18 protein-coding genes are annotated in these 21137 nt (G+C 32.3%); 2 read left to right on the forward strand and 16 right to left on the reverse strand.

The window, feature by feature from the left end; translation table 11 throughout:
- Window positions 1-205: 205 nt before the first annotated feature.
- From N4A57_RS00985 to N4A57_RS01045, 13 genes are all read right to left on the reverse strand, one after another.
- Window positions 206-1654: a DUF3298 domain-containing protein gene (locus N4A57_RS00985; RefSeq protein ID WP_293655472.1), complete on the reverse strand. Its 1449-nt coding sequence runs from the start codon at window positions 1652-1654 to the stop codon at window positions 206-208.
- Window positions 1655-2078: 424 nt separating this feature from the next.
- Entirely contained in the window at window positions 2079-3242 is a 1164-nt protein-coding gene (locus tag N4A57_RS00990; protein WP_293655474.1) for a YibE/F family protein, read from the reverse strand.
- Between the two features lie 457 nt (window positions 3243-3699).
- On the reverse strand, window positions 3700-5481 hold the full coding sequence (locus N4A57_RS00995; RefSeq protein WP_293655476.1) for a 5'-nucleotidase C-terminal domain-containing protein: 1782 nt from the start codon (window positions 5479-5481) through the stop codon (window positions 3700-3702).
- Window positions 5482-5775: 294 nt separating this feature from the next.
- The gene (locus tag N4A57_RS01000) at window positions 5776-6315 is read right to left on the reverse strand and encodes a TerD family protein (protein WP_293655478.1); all 540 of its coding nucleotides are present in this window, start codon (window positions 6313-6315) and stop codon (window positions 5776-5778) included.
- Between the two features lie 2 nt (window positions 6316-6317).
- Entirely contained in the window at window positions 6318-7088 is a 771-nt protein-coding gene (locus N4A57_RS01005; RefSeq protein ID WP_293655480.1) for a hypothetical protein, read from the reverse strand.
- A gap of 8 nt (window positions 7089-7096) precedes the next feature.
- Window positions 7097-8287 (reverse strand): toxic anion resistance protein, encoded by a 1191-nt coding sequence (locus N4A57_RS01010; RefSeq protein ID WP_293655482.1) that lies wholly within the window; start codon window positions 8285-8287, stop codon window positions 7097-7099.
- Window positions 8288-8300: 13 nt separating this feature from the next.
- The gene (locus N4A57_RS01015) at window positions 8301-8756 is read right to left on the reverse strand and encodes a hypothetical protein (RefSeq protein WP_293655484.1); all 456 of its coding nucleotides are present in this window, start codon (window positions 8754-8756) and stop codon (window positions 8301-8303) included.
- 33 nt (window positions 8757-8789) lie between these two features.
- A complete protein-coding gene (locus N4A57_RS01020) occupies window positions 8790-9581 on the reverse strand; it encodes an HAD family hydrolase (RefSeq protein WP_293655485.1) in 792 nt (263 codons plus the stop codon).
- Window positions 9578-12052: a phosphoribosyltransferase gene (locus N4A57_RS01025; protein WP_293655486.1), complete on the reverse strand. Its 2475-nt coding sequence runs from the start codon at window positions 12050-12052 to the stop codon at window positions 9578-9580. Before N4A57_RS01025 ends, N4A57_RS01020 begins: the two co-directional genes overlap by 4 nt.
- Window positions 12009-13112 (reverse strand): HpcH/HpaI aldolase/citrate lyase family protein, encoded by a 1104-nt coding sequence (locus tag N4A57_RS01030; RefSeq protein ID WP_293655487.1) that lies wholly within the window; start codon window positions 13110-13112, stop codon window positions 12009-12011. The genes N4A57_RS01025 and N4A57_RS01030 overlap by 44 nt, the downstream gene beginning before the upstream one ends.
- 604 nt (window positions 13113-13716) lie before the next feature.
- Entirely contained in the window at window positions 13717-14298 is a 582-nt protein-coding gene (locus N4A57_RS01035; RefSeq protein ID WP_293655489.1) for a TerD family protein, read from the reverse strand.
- Between the two features lie 22 nt (window positions 14299-14320).
- Window positions 14321-14923, reverse strand: coding sequence for a TerD family protein (locus tag N4A57_RS01040; RefSeq protein ID WP_293655491.1), 603 nt, complete (start codon window positions 14921-14923; stop codon window positions 14321-14323).
- A 34-nt stretch (window positions 14924-14957) separates the two neighbouring features.
- Window positions 14958-15539, reverse strand: a complete 582-nt coding sequence (locus tag N4A57_RS01045; protein ID WP_293655493.1) for a TerD family protein — start codon at window positions 15537-15539, stop codon at window positions 14958-14960.
- A 256-nt stretch (window positions 15540-15795) separates the two neighbouring features.
- Between N4A57_RS01045 and N4A57_RS01050 the strand changes: the two genes are divergently transcribed.
- Entirely contained in the window at window positions 15796-16833 is a 1038-nt protein-coding gene (locus tag N4A57_RS01050) for a sodium:calcium antiporter (RefSeq protein WP_293655495.1), read from the forward strand.
- Window positions 16834-16869: 36 nt separating this feature from the next.
- Here N4A57_RS01050 and N4A57_RS01055 read toward each other — a convergent pair whose 3' ends face one another.
- From N4A57_RS01055 to N4A57_RS01065, 3 genes are all read right to left on the reverse strand, one after another.
- The gene (locus N4A57_RS01055) at window positions 16870-17478 is read right to left on the reverse strand and encodes a TerD family protein (protein ID WP_293655497.1); all 609 of its coding nucleotides are present in this window, start codon (window positions 17476-17478) and stop codon (window positions 16870-16872) included.
- A 405-nt stretch (window positions 17479-17883) separates the two neighbouring features.
- A complete protein-coding gene (gene ftsH, locus N4A57_RS01060) occupies window positions 17884-19734 on the reverse strand; it encodes an ATP-dependent zinc metalloprotease FtsH (protein ID WP_293655498.1) in 1851 nt (616 codons plus the stop codon).
- Window positions 19735-19865: 131 nt separating this feature from the next.
- Entirely contained in the window at window positions 19866-20018 is a 153-nt protein-coding gene (locus N4A57_RS01065; protein WP_293655500.1) for a zinc-ribbon domain-containing protein, read from the reverse strand.
- A 496-nt stretch (window positions 20019-20514) separates the two neighbouring features.
- On the opposite strand from N4A57_RS01065, the gene N4A57_RS01070 reads away from it, so the two are divergent.
- Window positions 20515-21126 (forward strand): nucleoside recognition domain-containing protein, encoded by a 612-nt coding sequence (locus N4A57_RS01070; RefSeq protein WP_293655502.1) that lies wholly within the window; start codon window positions 20515-20517, stop codon window positions 21124-21126.
- Window positions 21127-21137: the final 11 nt, after the last annotated feature.

Here is a 21137-nt window from a genome sequence, read left to right on the forward strand (position 1 = left end):
AAAATCTTTGGAACCCTGGAACGTCACAACATCCTATGCTACTCCAACATGACTCATGAACCTATCTACGAAGATTCACACTTTCGCTTGTGACAAGGACTTGGGTGGAAAAGATTTTCAATATATTTTCCTGAAATAGGCACACATAAAGCCAATTTCCCAACCATATAACTATTCAAAAATAAGACCTAGAATAAATCTAGGTCTATTTTATAACATATTCATCCTTTAGACTATCCCCTATGTGTGAAATTTTTATAGGAAATTCTACTATACCTGCCGCATAGGGACCTATTTCATATAATCCAAAGTATATAACCAAAGAATCATCCTTAAAATAAAATCCCTGATCATCCCTTATGGATTCAAATCCCTCATAGGGCAGATAAATATCTTCTACTTTTTCACCTCTACTTATACCCTCAGCCTTTGCTTGTTCATGTATGTCTTTTATTTGTTTATTTATTTCATCATTTATTATTTTTTTATAATCATTGTCATTTTTAAATATATCCTTTAATTTTAATATTTTTCCATTATTCAAATCCACATTATAAGCCACATCTTCATGATTTCCATGGGCACCACCTGTATAGGTATAATAAGTAATATATATACTAAGTAAATTTCCCCTATTATATTTTTCATCAAAGGTCACATTTGCCACATATGGTCTTTGTGTATATCCTATTTTTTCAGATTCCTCCATGGCAGCTTTACCATCTTCATACATTTTATCTCTAAAATCCATTATTTCATTTTCAAACAGATTATTTAGATTATCTTGTATCTCCTCATAATCTATGCCATCTTTTTCTATTTCTATGGCCTTGATAACAGGAATATTTAGGATACCTTTTAAATTATTATCATCAACAACTATTTGTTTCCTATCCACAACTACAAAGGAGCTTTCCATTTCCATATTAGTACTAAAATCTTGTCCAAAACTTTCAATAGGAATTCTAAATTCCCTATACCCCTTACTATAAGATCCTATTGTTCCTGGTTTAAATACTATTACAAGGTTATCCTCTTCTAAGTAATATTCCTCATTTAATGAAATCTTAACACTGCTCGTATTATAATCTTCTGGATTTTTATCTATTTCCTCTTTTATATACTTTTCTATAACCTCTAAATAATCCTTCCCTTTGAATAACTTACCTAATCCAACATCTTGCCCAGTTTTTAGATCTATGTTATAAGTATTTTTAATTTCATAGGAATAATTTTCACTTTCCCTTGTATTAATGGAAATTACAACAGATAGTAGATTCTCATCCTCATAGGTACTCCTAGTAACTACATTAACCTCTTTAGGTTCATACTCCTCATCATCCTTATTAAATTCATCATAAATATATTTTTCATCCTGGGTTTTTAAGCTTATATGATCTTCTAACTCATATTTTATATGATTATTAATTTTTCCTTGAACATCCTTATGAGACATACCCTCTAATTTAATAGAGTTCCCCTTAACCTTTATGTAGGGTTTATCTATACTTATATTTTCACTTATGACCTTAGGCTTCTCCCTTGTAACTGAAGAAACACTAGTAGCTATCTTAGCACTCTCACAAGCCGGAGCAAATAAAAGTACTCCCCCTAACATGGCAACTGCCATAATCCTTACTATAATCCTTCCCATTTTCCTTTCGCCTCCTACCTATATACTAACCCTAGTTTACTCCTTTTAAGCACAAAAGTAGTTACGAAAGAATTACAAAACTTTAACATAAAGAATTCACAATTTATATATATAGATTTCTTGGTTTTAAGATTGTTTTATATAGTAACTTGCCTATAAGGGAAAATATATTGAAAATCTTTGGAACCCTGGAACGTCACAACATCCTATGATACTTCAACATGACTCATGAACCTATCTACGAAGATTCACACTTTCGATTGTGACAAGGACTTGGGTGGAAAAGATTTTCAATATATTTTCCTGAAATAGGCACACATAAATCTGGTTTATAAATACGAAATCTATATTTATAGATTTTATGATTTTAAATTTTCCTTATACAGTAACTTACTTAGGATGGAAAAGCCCATATTAAATCGCCTTACTTCTTCTTCCTCTCGTCATTAAAAAAATCATCTATCATAATCACACTAATTGCTGTAATAGGAATGGTTGCAGCCAATCCAATACTTCCCGATAAGGCCCTTATGATTTCCACAGCGGCCATTTCTAGATTAACTATTTCCTTAGTAGTTGCACCTGAGGCTAAGAAAAATAACATAAGCTGCATGGCTCCACCCGTATAAGCTAATATCAATGTATTAGCCATGGACCCCATAATATCCTTACCTATATTCATACCAGATTTAAACAAATTAGCCTTATTAATATCTGGCTTTATACTCTTTATTTCAAACATGGAAGATCCTATGGATATGCTCACATCCATTACGGCGCCTAAGGCCCCTATTATTATGGCAGAAAATAATATTCCCTTAAAATTCATATTATAATTTTTTGTCATATAAACTAAAGACTGCATATCCTCATCTGCAAGGCCTGTTATTTTACATAGATTCCCTACGAACATGGCAAGTACCCCTGCCACTATGACTCCCCCTAAAGTTCCTATAATGGCAGATAGGGTTTTTTTACTCATATCTCCTATTATTAAAAGGGTTATGGCTATTATGACACTACAAGTCATTATGGTAATAAGTATTGGGTTATACCCCTTTAGTACTAGCGGAATTAAAAGCTTCACTATCATAAACCCTGTAAATATTAAAGTAAATATGGATTTAAATCCACTTTTTCCTCCTATAACTAATAAAATTACAAAAAAGAAACAGACAAATAAATATATGTATATTTCCCTAGACTTATCATATATATGAAGATTCTCTACCTTACTATTCTCATCATCCATCAAAGTAAGAACTATATTTTCTCCCACTTCAACCTCTATATTATACACATCCATAGTCTCTATAGTATTTCTCATAACATAAGTTTCACCCCTATGGTCTCCACTAGTTATTTCCACCTCAAACTCTTGGGTCCTATAACTACGCTTAGACTCCTTATCATCCCTATCATCCAAATACATTTTTATCACCCGAGCATCCACCGTCTCTCCCCTTTTATCTAGGGCCCTACCATAGTACTCACTACCTAAATCCATAAATCCAACTACTACCATTATAAGTATAGCTATTCCATATACACCTATCTTATATTTCTTATCATTTATCATTTTTTTCATAAACCATTATCCTTTCTTCAAAAGTAAAAAATAAAAAGCTCCATGACTCCCTAAAACACATATATTTACAGATTCAAGGCTTTCCCCACGCAGCAACTTGCCTACGAAGAAAAATGTATTTAAATCTTTTGGTATCCTGGACCGTCACAACATCATATGCATAGTATAAATTTCGTAACACTAAAATTTCTTTATACAGTAACTTGCCTATAAGGGAAAATATATTGAAAATATTTGGAACCCTGGAACGTCACAACATCCTCTGCTACTCCAACATGACTCATGAACCTATCTACGAAGATTCACACTTTCGCTTGTGACAAGGACTTGGGTGGAAAAGATTTTCAATATATTTTCCTGAAATAGGCCCATCCAAAGCCAATTTTCACATAGAGCCCTTTATTCTTCACTTTTAAAAAGAGGATAAGACAAATTGTCTCACCCTCTTTATTATCAATTACATAGCAGGAATTAATAACTTTTGTCCTGGTAAAATTACATTAGGATTTTTTAAGTTGTTTAACTTAGCAATTTCCTTGTAATCCACACCATGGGCTTTTCCTATTTTCCATAATAGGTCATCAACCTTAACTACGTATACAACTTCAGATTTAGCCGCTGGCTTAAGTTCTACCATAGGCTTTTTATCAACCTTTTTATCTAATGTTGCTGCAAAACCTTTAACTACTGCTTCTCTCATATCATCCTTAGAGATTTCCACATTCATAGCTCCATCAAAGTTAAATCCGTCTCCACCCTTAGCTGGGTTATCAATGTTGTAGATAAAGTCATTAGTAGCTACACTATATAACTTGTCCATTTGAACTTCTACTCCATTAACTTTCATAGAAGAGATCTTTTGTCCAACTTCTTTAGTAACATCATAAGTTACGTCAATACCTGAGTATTGAATCATACCAATATCTTCATTTCCAATACCATGCTCAAGTAAGGCCTTTATATGGGACCCTTTTAAATCCATCTTCACTAGGAAGTTATCAAAAGGTAATACTTCATATAACTCTCCTAAAGTAACATCTCCAGCATCTATTGAAGTTCTAATTCCACCACCGTTAGTAATGGCAATATTAGTACCTGCAGCCTTAGCTAAATATTCACAAATTAATGTTCCTAAAGCTGAAGGCTCCTTAGAATATCTTTCATGTGCTAACTCAGTAGGCGTATATCCTACCACCTTAGAAGTGATTGGCTCAAGTTTTTTATCATACTTATTATAGATTCCATCTCCATTAGTATCTGCAACTAATTCAGACTTTCTCTTATATAAAGTATCAACTGCCACGTCAATCTTTTCTAATTTCTTATCTTCTCCAAATACTAAAGACATTTTTCCAAGTGCTCTTCCGTATTTGTATCCTTGTACAATAGCCTTTCCATTCACATGTCCTGCAACAGATTGATGAGTATGTGCAGAAATGATTCCGTCTAAGTTCTCAATACTAGTTAATCCCTTGTCCACTACTTCACCAGTGATAGCACCAGTTTCTCTGTCTTGGAAAGAACCAACGTGAGTTAAAGCTAATACTACGTCTACTTTTCCTTCAGATTTTAAATAATTAGCCCAGTGCTCAGCACTTTCTTTAATAGGTCTAAATTCAATACCTTTAATATTTTCTGCTTTTGTAGTATAAGCAGTTCTTACTGTAGTAAGTCCAATAAATCCAATTTTAATACCGTCTTGTTCAATGATTTCATATGGCTTTGCCCATGCTACAGGCTCATTAGTTTTTGTGTCATAAATATTTGATGCTAAGAATTTAAATCCTCCATCCTTAGACCAGTTCTCAATTTTATCAACACCCCAGTCAAACTCATGGTTACCTACTGCTGATACTTTAGTGTCAAGTGCACTAAACATTTCAGATACTACAGAACCATAAGTTAAGTTTGACATGGCACTACCTTGATAGTTATCTCCAGCTGCTACGAAAATAGTATTTGGGTTCTTTTCCTTATATGTCTTAACGGCATTAATTACCTTAGACATACCCATGTTCTTACCCGTTTCTCTAGCATCTTCCTTCACGTTTCCATGGAAGTCATTAATAGTAATAATGTCTACTACTGTTTTTCCCTCTTGGACAGTACTAACGTTTTCCTCAGTAACAGTAGTTTGTGTTTTTTCCTTAGTTTCTTCAGCATATGTACCTACTGGGAACATGGCTAAAGTCAACATAAGTGCTAACAATGTCATAGCTGTGATTCTTTTTAGTCTCACAATGATACCTCCCTCTTTTATAAAAAATTAATGCATGTACCGTTTATTATATAATATTTTTCTAAAATAATAAAGGAAAAGTGTCCACAAATATCCATAAAACAATTTAGGATGTGTCCTCATGTCCACATCCTTTTAGGCATATGAAAGAAATAAACTAGTCAATTTCCTGAGGGATTTGGATTATTTTCAAGGCATGGTGAGCGAGCATATTAAACATATGTAAGCGATTCCATAACGAAGAAAATAATTCAAATAACCAGTAAAATTACCAGCTTATTTTTTGAATATTCCTTATATTATCTTCATATTATTTAGGTTTCTTACTGCTTCTATTACAAAGTTCCCTGTTTCATAGGTAATTGTATTGAATTTCCACTGATCCTTATACTTATATATTTCTCCAATTATGAAAGTCTCATTTTCTAAGTTTAACTTAGCCTCTATGGAAAATACATTAGATTTTAAAATCCTCTCAGTTGCCTCTACCTTTAAATTTAGTTCACTAATATCTAATCCTTCTTTGTAATAGGATAGGGCTAGTATGATTTTGTCATAGGATTCTTCTAGAAACTTTAAATTCAAATATAAACCCTTCACAGATCTGTCCTTATAATAGTCTTCCCTTAAAAGAATATTTTTATCTTCCCTAAAGGGCCTGTTAAAATAAATAATATTCTCTTCCTCTAAAACATTATTTTTTACAGGAAATACATAAAAATCCAAGTCCATATTCCCACCTAAAATGTCATGAACAATATCTATCTTTAAAGGATTATCCCTCTCTATTTTTCCTATTACGATTTTTTGTCCCCTTATTAAATTGTTTTCCAAGGTTATCTCCACCCTTTAAAAGAAAAATCTAAATTAACATATATAATTTTACCATGATCCCTACCATACTCTAATAAATCATAGGGATTAATATTATTTTTATTAAAAGTTACCCTATTAGAAGAAACTTTTATTAGATTACTTAATTTACACATATTATTAACTAAACATACATTTTTATGAAAACTTTCATTTAAAATATTTATTAAAAACATTTTCACTTCTTCTGTAGGTTTTTCATTTATCCTTAAAAAGCTACTAATATATTTTTTCACAAACCTTCTATCCAGTAAGGTGGATTTAAATTCATCCATTTCCATGTTTGATATGCTTATTCTATTTTCATTTAAAACTTCCTCAATTTCATGGTCCTTATTAATTTCTTCCATACTGTTTACATTTAAAGAAACTAAATAGACCTTCAAAAATTCACTATTTTTATAGAGATAATAAAAATATTCTGCCAAGTCTGTAGTTATCCTACTCACTCCCTCAAATAATCTTTTACCATTTGAGGATATGGGCTCCATTTGAAAATATCCATTACAAAGACCATTAAATTCATGGGAAATAAAGTATATATGAAAGGAAATATCATTTCCAATGGCTTTAGATTTAACAGTAGCAATCTTAATTTTACCCACATTTCTAAACATATCCCTATAAAAAAGCATATGACTTTTCATCTCAAAATCCACATATTTAAGAGTATTAACCCTACTTTCCATAGTAAAGTTTTCACCTATCATATGTATGCATTGTCTTTTATCCATCTTATCACCTACGCATTTTTATATGATAGTAATTTTCTCTTTTGTTCTTGTTCAAGCTCTATTAATTCCTTCTCCACATTTTGACGATTAGCCCTTCCCTCTTGGTATATTTTCATACTTTCGTCAATGGTCTCTAGTAATTTATTATGGGTCTCCCTTAATGTTTCAATACTAATGACTCCTCTTTCACTTTCCTTAGCTATTTCTATGGAATTTACCTTCAATAACTCTGCGTTTTGTCTTAACATATCCTCCGTTGTATCTGTAACTTTCCTTTGAAGTTCCAGGGCAGTTTTTTGTCTATTTAAAGATACTGTTAAAGCTATTTGATTTTTCCAAATTGGAATAGTATTTAAAATACTAGATTGGATTTTATTAGCTAATATCTTATCATTACCTTGAATCAATCTTATTTGGGGCAATGTTTGAATTGCCAGTTCTCTACTTAATTTTAAATCATGGATTCTTTTTTCGATTTCTGCAAGCATCCTTGAAAAATCATTGTACTTTTGAATATCTAGCATATTTCCACTATTTTCTGCTTGTCTCTTTAAATCTAATAATACAGTTTCCTTAAGTTCCTTATATTTCACTTCTCCTGCTCCAATATATAGTTCTAAATGTCCTAAGTATTCCATATTTTTATTGTATAAAGCATCTAATACATTTACATCCCTTATTAGTTCTTGTCTAGCCTTATCTAGGGATACTACTATTTTATCCACCGTATCCGTAACATTTTGAAGTTTATTTTTAACACTATTAGCACTTTTAGCAAGTTTTCCAAAGAAAGGTATCTTATCCATTATGGATTTTTTATCACTTAGGGACTCTAAATCTACTCCTTGAATAGTAGTAAGCAAAGTTCCAAGGCCATCTCCCACTACTCCTGCGTCCTTATTTTTCACCCCTTCTAAAATTCCATCTGCAAATTTAGCAATACTTCCTTGAATCTCCGCACCAAAATGACTGATTCCATTAGAAGTAGTAATATCCATTTCATTTTTAACCGTATCTAATTGTTGTGGGCTAAACTTAGTTAAATCTACAGTAATTTTAACTTCCTCCATCTGTACAGGAGTAGTTTCTTCCTTTTTTAGCATGACCTTATTACTTTCAATTGGTACTAATCCTTGTCCACCATTTTCATTTACCTTATTATCCGTGTCAATAGTATTTAATAAATCTTGAAATCCCATACTTTATCCTCCCTTAATTAAAATCTGATTTTACTAGATCATTAATAGTTTTTAAATCTATTTTTAAGTTAGAAGAATTTTCTTCCTTAGTTCTTTTTATTACCTTATATAGTTTATCATTTATAGTATTTAGGGTTTTTACAAATTCATCTATTTCATCCTGGGACCAATTATCTTCATCATAGGTTTCTAATACTTTTTTTATCATATCAATATACTTTAAAAGTAGCAATTCATCTACAGATACTAGGGACTCTTCATTGGCCTTATGAAAATCTATAATGTTCATATAGTATGAAACAAATAAAATCAAATTTGAAAAAACTCTATTTTCTTTCACATGTGGTATATATGCTTCTATTTCTCTTAAAGTTATAAGTTCCCTATCTAACTGAGATTCTTCCTTCACAGGAGCATCTTCTATTTCAGGTTCTGGGGATTTTTTAAATATGTTAAAAATAGAAATCACTTCCTTTATTTTATCATTCCATTGTCCATATGATTAAAATTCACCTATCTTCAATTCTACTTTTTTTATTATTTCTTCTGCACATAAAATTCCTGATTCATCCGTAAACTCTATTGTATCTATTTTATCATAAGTCTTATATATTTCTCCATGGGTTGGAGCTATTGAGTAATTTGCCATATTAAGTATGGGCATATCAAGTAGAGAATCTCCCGATGCAAATACGGTATTTTTCTTTTCCATATTTTTTATATATTCAATGGGACTCCATTTGTTTATACAATTAGGGACAAAATATAATTTCCTTCCTTGAAGGGACATGTTCCAATTCATTTTATCTAGCCATTTATTAAATATATCTAATGTTTCTTTATGGACATTTTCCTCATCTACTATATTGTATAAAAATAAATTATCAGCATCATAGCCCCTAAGGACCCAATGACCTTTTACCTTGTCAAACTCATTTCTAATTTCATCTATGGGAGCACATTCCTTTAATTTACTTTGGATAATACTTCTCCACTCTTCATCTACTTTTCCATCTATTAATATATTTCCCCCATTACTTACCACTGCATATTTAGGAGAAATAACTTCATTTAACATGAATATTCTTTTATATTGCTTAATAGTTCTAGTGGTTACAGGTACAAATAATAATTTATCCTTTAATTTACTTAAATGATCAAAGGCCTTCTTAGTCATATAAGAAATTTCCTTTTCATCCATTCTCTCCACTAAAACTATTTCTTCCCTACATATATTTTCTATAAATTTTTTAGAATATATTAGTGTTCTATCTAAATCACTGGCAAAAATCATGACTCTTTCCCCTTTAAATTTTTAATAATTCCACAACATAAGTAGGACATATTTTCATATATTTCTACAGGAACATTTTTTTCCTTTGCTAAAATTAAAATATGTTCTAAATTAGGAGACTTTTCCCTTATGAGAATCTTCCAAGGAACTCGTCTTAATAATACCCTAGTAGTCTCACCTATTCCAGGCTTTATTAAATTAATGTCATCCACATTAAATTCAAGGGCCATGTCCTTAACGGCCCTCAGTCCACTCCAATCAGGACTACTTATTTCTTCCTTTAGCCCTTCTTTTATTTCATTAGAAACCTCAGGAAATTCCTTTTCTATACTATTTATATAAAAGTTAGAAAGATCTTTCTCCTTTAGTTCTTCATAATATTTTCCTCCATGAAAATCATGAGGCCCCACCAAATCCTTCCTATGGACAGTCCTACTTACAAGACCCGATACGGTAGAATTTAGACAAGCACTAGGTATTAAGAAGTCTTCCCTTGTTCCACAAAGGGATACACAATAGGCTGGGTCTGCTAATACGGCTAAATCATCATCTAATACATAACCATATTTCTTTTCAAAGTCTATTTTAGCTTCCTTAAGGACCTTTGTTATGGCTCCCTTTCCTGTCCATCCGTCTATGAACTGAATATGGCCTTTAGGATGTTTCTCTATTATGTACCTAATGGCATTTTCATCAATGCCCTTACCCCTTATGATAGACACACTATAGTGGGGAATGTGTAGATTATACTTATCTTTCATATATGTTCTTATTAGTACTCCTATGGGAGTTCCAGCCCTGGCTAAGGATACTAATACTAGGTTTTTACCACATTTGTTTAATATTTTTTCACTGACTATGCCTACAGCAGCCGCTACCTTTTTACTATAGGAATTTAAACTTTTGTAAAATAGGTCTATATATTCCTCTGAGGGTTCATATTCTACAGGTAACATTTCTGAATAGTGTACTCCACTTTGAATGAGTTTTTCCCTTTCACTAGTCTCCTGTTCCTTTACTAAATCATTTATATTCTTTAATAAAAAGGTCACATCCTCATCCTTATAACTGCCTAGTTTATCTGTTTTCACAGTTCTTTTTCCCATGCATATTACTATATTTATTTTAGGTATGGGTAATGTTTTTAAGAAGGATTTTAACTCATCTAATCTTTCTTCTGATATGTTTCTCTCTAGGAATAAAAACATATCATCATATTGATTTTCATGTAAATTGTATATATAGTTTTCCACAGAATTATTATTAAGACTTTTATGGGGATACTTACTTTTTATGGCATAGGATCTTTCATCATTTACATATATGGGACTTCTAGTGGTAGAATGATATTTTATACCCTCTCCCATATACGTACTAATCCTCATGGGTACATACATGAACTCTTCCGTTCCTAGGACTAATGTGTCTTTACCAATTCTCTTTTTTCCTAGAAGTTTACCTATTTCCTTAAATTTATCCAAAGTAGCAAACTCATCCCTTGTACTTATGCCAAATCTTCCACACTCACCAATATAAGGAATATAATTTATTAGTTCTCCATTAGTGGAAGGATAATACACAGGTGTGAAATAACTTTCTTCAAATAGGTTTATAACTTCTATTTCACTATCTTTCTCATTTTCATATTCATATACCCTATCATTTATTTCACCCTTTTGTTCCACATTCATGGCTCCACTTATTAGGGATACTACATTTATTTTTATATTTAAATTCTTTTCAAATTCCTCATATAATAATTTATCTTCTCTATTTCTCCAATCTAAAATAGTTAAAACAGTATACTCTTTTCTTTTATACTTACTATTTATATCCTTTATTATATTTAATGCAGTTTTTCCCGTAGTTATTTCATCATCTATCAATACTATTTTCTTTTCATTATTAAGAAAATCCCCATCTATGGAATAAAACCTGTGACTAGTAGCATGGGAATGTTCCTCTTCAAAGTTTATAAGGGACTCTTTTTTATGAAGAATCTCCCTTGTAGTATGGATATAGGTATGTTCTCCCTTAAAGGAGCTAAATACTCCATGACCTAGTCCTGTGGCCGTCTCAGCAAAACCTATAAATATGGTAGGATCCTTTAAGTCTATCCGATTATTAATCTGCTTTTCATATGTTTCATCCATATGTTCATGATAATTTATACAATCACATATTTTTTCTATCATTCCATCATGTTTTTTATATATTTTATCCATGTAACTATGGGCTAGAACACTTGAAGTTAATATTCCTAATTTAGGGTTAAGGGGTATATGCTTACCTAGTAATTTACTTACAAATAAAAAACTTCTCTTTTTATTCTTCCTAGCAGCCATATTCATAACCTTCTTAAGATCTAAGCCATAGGGATTTTCATCTATTTTAATATTAACCTTTAATTTATCTTGTATTTCATATTTATAATTTTCTTTTAAGGAAACTTTCATAATCTTCTTCTCCATTAAACACTCCATATATATTTGACTTTTTTATAACTTTATTTGCCCAATTTAAATGGGGCTTAATTTCATTCATCTTATTCCCAAATTCACTCTTTAATACACCTGTAGTACCATTATTATTTTTTATAATATTTAAAGCATCTAAATATTCTTCCTTCTTAACTATCAAGGTACTTTGTACAGGCATAATATGGGATGGATGGATAACAGTCTTTCCCATAAAACCATTTATTTTATCCATGTAAGCCTCATTAATAAGACCCCTTATGAATTTAGAATCCTTCCTATTTTTCATAGAAGAAAAGTATTCCCAAACGGGCCCTGAAATCACATAGTTTTCTTCTTCCCTAATAAAATAATTTAATATATCTAATAAACAATCACTTATTATGTTCACATCATATATGGACTTATCATATGGCCTTCTGATTCCAAAACTACTACAAAAATCTGTAGCTCCTACCCTTATATTTAATACCCTTTTTCTATAATCCCCAAGTATGATCCTTACCTTTTCTAATTCATCATATCTACTATCTTTATATAATATTTCCTTTGTCTCTAATATGGGCATTCCATATAATTCCTTATATTTAAAACTCTCTATAATATTAAAGAATTCATATCCATTATGGGAAGAGAACTTAGGAAAAACAAAACCTGTTATTAAATTTATATTTTCACCTAACAATTCTATTATATGTTTTAAATGCTTCGGATTCCTTACCCTTATAAATAAAAGGGGAATACTTTCATAATCTATTATTCCTTCTTTTAACTTATCATTTATATTCCTCAAGTGCATAAGAAGATTTTCCTGGGCCCTTTTAACCACATTATCTCCAATGGCATCTTCTAAACATATTACCATGGATACTAGCCCTTCTATCTTTCTATTTATAATATAATTAGAAATATTTCCATTCACTGCTGGTACATACAAGGTTGCACCTAATCCATAGGACAAGATATCTAATGAATCATCCCTACTAAAATCTTTAGGTAACAAATAAAACATTTTCTCTTCTTCATCTTCTCTCAAATAATCAAAATACCTCATAAGCACCCCCCTAGGGTTTTTCTTTTTATCTTTATTACATAAAGTTATCAATTCAAATCTTTCCCCATACAACAACTTGCCTACGAAGGAAAATATATTAAAATTTTTTGGAATCGTGGAACGTCACAACATCATATGAATAGTAAACATGACACGTGAACCTATATTTAATATTCACATCTTAGCATGTGACAGGTGACTTCGATGGAAAAAAATTTTAATATATTTTCCTGAAGTAGGCCTACATAAGTTTGCTTTAAATCTAACAAATCTATATAGATTTATGAACACTAAGCTTTCTTTATACAGTAACTTGCCTATAAGGGAAACCATTGAAAATCTTTGGAACCCTGGAACGTCACAACATCCTATGCTACTCCAACATGAGTCATGAACCTATCTACGGAGATTCATACTTTCGCTTGTGACAAGGACTTGGGTGGAAAAGATTTTCAATATATTTTCCTGAAATAGGCCCACATAACCCTGCTTTGCCAAATCTATATATATATATAAATTAAAACCTAATTTTATTCAACAAAAACTTTATATAGGGAATTTAAAAAAGGCTGCATTATAACAGCCTTTTTTTAAGCCCCATTTATTAATCTACTTGTAGGCCATAATTTTTACATAATGCATATAGGCCACCTTCAAATCCACTTCCTACAGCTTTAAACTTCCACTCTCCATTATATCTATAAAGTTCACATACTACTAAAGCCGTCTCCACAGAGAATTCTTCTCCTAGATTATATCTCAATATTTCATTTCCCGTATCTTCATTTACTACCCTTACATAGGCATTAGAAACTTGACCAAAATTTTGTCTTCTCACAGGTGCATCATGGATAGTTACTGTAATACCTATTGTGTGAACATGGTCTGGAACCTTTTTAAAATTAACCTTTATTTCCTCATCGTCTCCATCACCTTCACCAGTTCTATTATCTCCCGTATGGATTACAGAACCATTTCCACCTTCAAGATTATTATAAAATACAAAATCCTTATCGTTTATTACCTTTCCATTTTCTCCTGCCAAGAAAGCTGACGCATCTAAGTCAAAATCATATCCACCAGAATATTTATTAGTATCCCATCCAAGTCCTATTATTACCCTTTCAAGACCTGGTTCTTGTTTAGTTAAATCTATCCTTTGTCCCTTACTTAAATTAATAGACATAATCTCCACCCTTTCAATAATATTATTTGTATCTATTCATAATTTGGCTTAAAGAAGAATCCATAGTTCCTTCTCCAATGGCAGCAAACTTCCAATCCTTACCACTTCTATATATTTCTCCTACCATTAAAGAAGTTTTACCAGCATAATTATCCGTTAAATTATAACGAAGAAGGTCTTTTCCTGTTTTGTTATCTTCTATTCTAATAAAAGCATTTTGAACTAATCCAAAATCTTGCTTTCTTTTTATACAATCATATATGTTTACTACAAATACTAATTTCTTTATTCTCTCAGGAATTTTCTCAATTTCCACAAATATTTGCTCATCATCTCCGTGGCCTCCACCTGTAAGGTTATCACCCGTATGACGTATTGCTCCACATTTACTCTTTAAATTATTAAAATAAATCAAATCATCTTGATATCTAAATCTATCATTTTCTTCTAACATGATTACAGAAGCATCACAATCAATCTCTGCTCCTCCACCACCAAATAAGGCCGATAAAAATCCTCCACTTTTCTTAACCGGGTCCCAACCTAATCCTACAAGCAATCTAGATAACCCTTCATTAGACTTAGTTAAATCAATCCTCTGACCCTTTTGCAAATTAATAGCCATAACTCTCACTCCCTAAACCTTAATTCAAATATATTTATCCTACATTAATTCCAAAATTAGCACAAAGTGCTCCTAATCCACCTTGGAATCCACTTCCTATTGCATTAAATTTCCACTCTCCACCATGTCTATAGATCTCTCCTACCACAACAGCTGTTTCTATACTAAAATCTTCTCCTAAATCATATCTTATTAACTCTTCATTTGTTTCTCCATTTACTACCCTTATGTACGCATTAGATACTTGACCAAAATTTTGACCCCTTTCAGTGGCCTCATGGATTGTAGCTGAAAAATCAATCTTCGTAATATTAGCAGGAACTTTACTTAAATCTATAGTTACCTGCTCATCATCTCCATCACCTTCACCAGTTCTGTTATCCCCTAAATGAACTACAGAGCCATTTCCACCTTTAAGATTATTATAAAATACAAAATCACTATCACTAGAAACCTTACCATCTTCCTGTAATAAAAAAGCTGCCGTATCTAAGTCAAAGTCATGACCACCATCATATTTATTCGTATCCCATCCAAGACCTACTAATACACGAGTAAGACCTGGGTTTGTTTTAGTTAAATCTACCTTTTGTCCCTTTTTTAAACTAACTGCCATGTTCATCTCTCCTTTTAATCTATCTTCTTAAAATTCTTACTTTTCCATATTATTTAATCTTATTCTACATTTTTTATCCAAATCCTTCAAGGTCTATTATAACTAAAAAAAGGCGATATTTAAATATTTTAGTGTATTTTTACATTTTTCGACCATTTCCTCACCTTTTTGCCATTTTTTTAATTTGATTTATCTTCCCTTATTAACTATAATATTGTTTATAAGTATGTTTACAATTAAAAGGGAGGGAATTTTTATGTTCCATTGGATAAACAATATTTGGATTGCCCTACTAATGTTAGGAGCAATGACCTGGGTAATTAACTTCGCATCAGATAAATTAGGAGATGCCCTACACATACTAGGGGTAAAACTTAATATTCCTACGTCAGTAAGGGGTGCAACCTTCGATGCAGTTAGTTCTTCATTTCCAGAATTTTCAACAGCCATGGTTGCCGTGTTAGTTTACAAGGAGTTTGCTGATATTGGTATTCCTGCCATTGCCGGTTCAGGAATATTTAACGTATTACTTATTCCTATGCTTAGTATTATTGCATATAAAGGGAAAGATTTACTAAAGGCTGAAAAATCTGTAGTATATAGGGATATGTTCTTTTATTCTTTAAGTGTTATATCTCTTATGCTTATGGCTTATAGTGGTAAATTTACTACCTTATCAGGAATAATCCTTATGAGTATATATGTTTGCTACGTATTTGTATTATATATTCAAACTAAGAACTTCAGACGTTCTCAAAACGAAAGTGCTGCTGCCATTGAAGAAGATGAGGAAGAAGAAGAGGATATGAGTTATGGCCAAATATTTATTACGGTGGCTCTAGCAATCGCAGCCCTATGGGTAAGTTGTGATGCCATAGTCCAATCTGCCATAATTATTGCAGCCACATTTAATATTCCTACTATTATAGTATCTGTTATCATCCTAGCAGCATGTACATCCATACCAGATACATTACTATCTGTAAAATCAGCTTCCATGGGAGATGCAGATGGAGCCGTATCAAATGCAGTTGGATCTAACATATTTGATATTTGTATTTGTTTAGGTTTCCCAATTTTAATATCAGGAAAGGACATTGTTGTTAGCTTTGGTAACAACCTGGTAATTTTCTCTTTCCTACTAATCTCCATGATTACAACAGGAAGTTTACTTTTAAAGAAAAATGGAGTTTCTAAAAAGGATGGTTTCATAATGGCCAGTGTATATGGATTATTCTTAGTATACATTGTAGGAGTAGCCACAGGATTAATTCCACTTAATATATTAGGATAAAAATTAACCCACCGAATTGTTTGGTGGGTTTTATTATTACATATATTTCTTTACTATACTACTTATGGAAGTATCCCTAGTTCCCTGGCCTATGGCTGCAAACTTCCACTGGCCTCCATGTCTATATAACTCTCCCACTATTAGGCTAGTTGCTCCTGAATAATCATCTGTTAAGTTATACCTTAAAATCTCATTATTTCTATTAGCATCTACTGCCCTAATAAAGGCATTTTGAATCATACCAAAATCTTGCTTTCTCTTTTCGCAGGCATATATATTTACTACAAATACTAATTTACTTGTTTTAGGTGATACACTACTAAGTTCTACAAGTACTTGCTCATCGTCTCCATCTCCATCTCCAGTTAAATTATCTCCAGAGTGTATGACAGCACCACACTTACTTTTTAAATTGGCAAAATATACAATATCCTTTTTATCTCTTATTTTTCCATTTTCATCTAACATAAGTACAGATGCATCACAGTCAATATTAGGTGCTGATCCACCACCAAATAGACCTCCCATTAAACCTTTTCCACCACTTTTTACAGGATCCCATCCTAGTCCTATCATCAATTTACTAAGTCCTGGATCATTTTTAGTTAAGTCCACTCTTTGACCTTTTTTTAAGCTAACTGCCATGTTATATCTCTCCCCTTTTTAATAAATTAAGGTTATTTTAATACCATTCATTACTTATAGATAGATTTCTTGGTTGTAAATTTATTTTATACAGTAACTTGCCTATAAGGGAAACGATTGAAAATCTTTGGAACCCTGGAACGTCACAACATCCTATGCTCCTTGAACATGACTCATGAACCTATATACGAAGATTCACACTTTCGCTTGTGACAAGGACTTGGGTGGAAAAGATTTTCAATAGTTTCCTGAAATAGGCACACATAAATCTGGTTTATAAATACGAAATCTATAAGGCATATTCAAAAAATAAATTAGTCATTTCACTGGTTAGTTTATTTCTTTCATATACCTAATTTTACATTATTTAAAATATACCTTCAACCATATGATTTTTCATATGCCTTATATCCTATACTTTTTTACTAACTCATAGAACTCCTCACCAGATAAAGATTCCTTTTCAAGTAATAGATTAGACACCTTATCTAAAAGTTTCATATTATCAATCAAGATTTTCTTAGCCCTTTCATGGGCTTTTTTAATAATACCTAAAACCTCTTCATCTATTTCCTTACCCGTTTGAGCACTATAGTTTTTAACAGGACTTCCATCCATATACCTACCAGAAGAAGATTCTAATCCCATCATATCAAATTTATCACTCATACCATAGATGGTTATCATTCTCCTTGCCATTTCTGTGGCCTTTTCTATATCATTAGAAGCACCTGTAGATATTTGATTTAATTTTACTTCTTCAGCTGCCCTTCCTGCTAACATTACTACTATTTTTTCTTCTAGTTCTTCCTTTGAAACTAAATATTTTTCCTCCGTAGGTAGGGACAAGGTGTATCCTAAGGCTCCCATGGTAGTAGGAACTATGGTAATCTTAGTAACAGGGTCAGTCCTTTCTTGTAAAGCTCCTGCTAGGGCATGGCCAGCTTCATGATAGGCCACAGATATTTTCTCACTCCTAGACATTATCCTATCCCTCTTGGCCTCTCCTGCAAATACGGCCTCTATAGATTCTTCTAAATCCCTTTGACTCACCTTATCTTTACCATGTCTAACAGCCCTTAGGGCCGCTTCATTTACCATATTTGCCAAATCTGCTCCAGATGAACCTGCCGTCATCTTGGCTATATTCTCTAGATTCACATTATCTTCTAATTTAACTTTTTTCACATGGACCTCTAATATCTTTTTTCTACCTATGAAGTCTGGCTTATTTACTATGACACGCCTATCAAATCTACCAGGTCTAAGTAGGGCCTTGTCTAATATTTCTGGTCTGTTAGTGGCAGCTAATATTACTATGGGTTGTTCTGATGAATCAAATCCATCCATTTCTGTTAGCAATTGATTTAATGTTTGTTCCCTTTCATCATTTCCTCCAATACCTGCCGTATCCCTAGCCTTTCCTATGGCATCCACTTCATCTATGAATATTATACATGGTGCCTTTTTCTTTGCTTTATTAAATAGATCCCTAACTCTAGCTGCTCCCATACCTACAAACATCTGGACAAATTCAGATCCGGATATGGAGAAAAATGGAACGTGGGCTTCTCCAGCTACGGCCTTTGCAAGGAGAGTTTTTCCTGTACCTGGTGGTCCAACTAACAATAATCCCTTTGGCAATTTTGCTCCTATATCCTTATACCTCTTAGGGTTATGGAGATAGTCTACCACCTCCTCTAAGGATTTCTTAGCTTCCCCTTGTCCTGCCACATCTTGGAAGGTCACTCCTGTATTTTTCTCCATATTATATTCCTTTGCATTACTCTTACTCATGGACATGGGATTCATGTTTTTCATTCCCTTAGACAGGGTCATTCCTATTATTTTTCCTAATCCTATGAATATGAAAAGGGGAACTATCCAGGATAAAAGTATCTCTCCTAAGGGTCCCTTCCTTTCATCTACTCCTCCATATTCATTGACTCCCCAGGCCTTTAGATTATCTAATAAATCTATATCCATTAACCTTTCTGTGTAATAGATCTTTCCATTACTATCTTTGTCCTTTGCCGTAATATAGAGGGTATCTGATCCTATTTGTACCTCCCTAATTTTACCTTGTCGTCCTAGTTTTTCAAAGGCACTATAGCTTATTTTATCTGGCTTAAATGGATTGAAAAACATATTAAATATAATAAGACAACTTATCATTAGTAATCCATAATAAAATAAATTTCTATACATCTTCTTATTTTCATCAGGATCATTATTAGAACCATTAGATCTACTCATATTGTACATCCTTTCCTCATGTAATATATATAGTATATTTCATATGTCTAAATAAAATACTTTCTATCATTTAAGCTTATAAAAAAATAAAGCACCTATTATAAAAATAGATGCCCTTTAATCTTTATTTATTATCTTCTATTATTTTGCTTTCTAGCGTCTCTACATGGCTTACATCTCTTAGGCTCATTGTCGAATCCCTTTTCCTTATAGAATTCTTGCTCCCCTGCTGTAAATACAAATTCTTCCCCACAGTCCTTGCACACAATTTTCTTATCTTCCATCATACATCCTCCTAATTCCTTTAAGAATTTTAAAGCATAATCATAAACTAACATATTTCTTCTAAAGGTTAATTAGAAGGAATACCTAGATACATTTGCCATAATTTTATTATGCCTAAAATATGCCTATATGTCAATATGAATATTCTGAATTATCCCGCATTTTCCAAGACCTATTAGCTAACTATATACTAAAATCCCATAGTATAAAAGTTCATTTATTGTGAATATTATTCTTATATAGATTTCTTGGTTTTAAGATTATTTTATACAGTAACTTGCCTATAAGGGAAACCATTGAAAATCTTTGGAACCCTGGAACGTCACAACATCCTATGCTACTCCAACATGACACGTGAACCTATATACGAAGATTCACACTTTCGCTTGTGACAAGGACTTGGGTGGAAAAGATTTTCAATATATTTTCCTGAAGTAGGCTCACATAAAGTAAGTTTATGAATACGAAATCTATATAAAAAAGGGGGAAGGAAAATTGATTAATGTTATTTGGCTTTTATTTTTAGTAGTAGGAATAACAGTTGCCATGTTTAGTGGTAATGCACAAGTAGTAACTGATGCGGCTATTGATTATGCAGAAGTGGCAGTAGAATTATCTTTAGGTCTTATAGGGGTTATGACCCTATGGCTTGGAATTATGAGAATTGCAGAAAGTGCAGGGTTAGTTAAATTATTGGGAAAGGCATTAAAACCAATCATGATAAGATTGTTCCCAGAAGTTCCTGAGGATCATCCTGCCATGGGAGCCATGGTTATGAATATGGCTGCAAATATATTTGGCCTTGGAAATGCGGCCACTCCACTGGGTCTTAAGGCCATGAAGGAATTGCAAGAAATTAATCCTCACAAGGATACGGCTTCCAATGCCATGTGTACTTTTTTAGCAATAAATACATCTTCTGTCACATTAGTATCATCTAGTGTTATTGCCTATAGGGCAGCTGCTAATTCTGCTAATCCAGCAGAAATAATAGGACCTACCATCATAGCCACAGTGGCATCTACCATAGCAGCTGTAATAGCAGTGAAACTATTACAGAGATTACCAGCATTTCAAATAAAACCAGAAAAAGAAATGGAATCTTAAGGGGGGATATT

Origin of the sequence: Anaeromicrobium sp. (assembly GCF_025210435.1) — a bacterium.
Taxonomy (GTDB): Bacteria; Bacillota; Clostridia; order Peptostreptococcales; family Thermotaleaceae; genus Anaeromicrobium.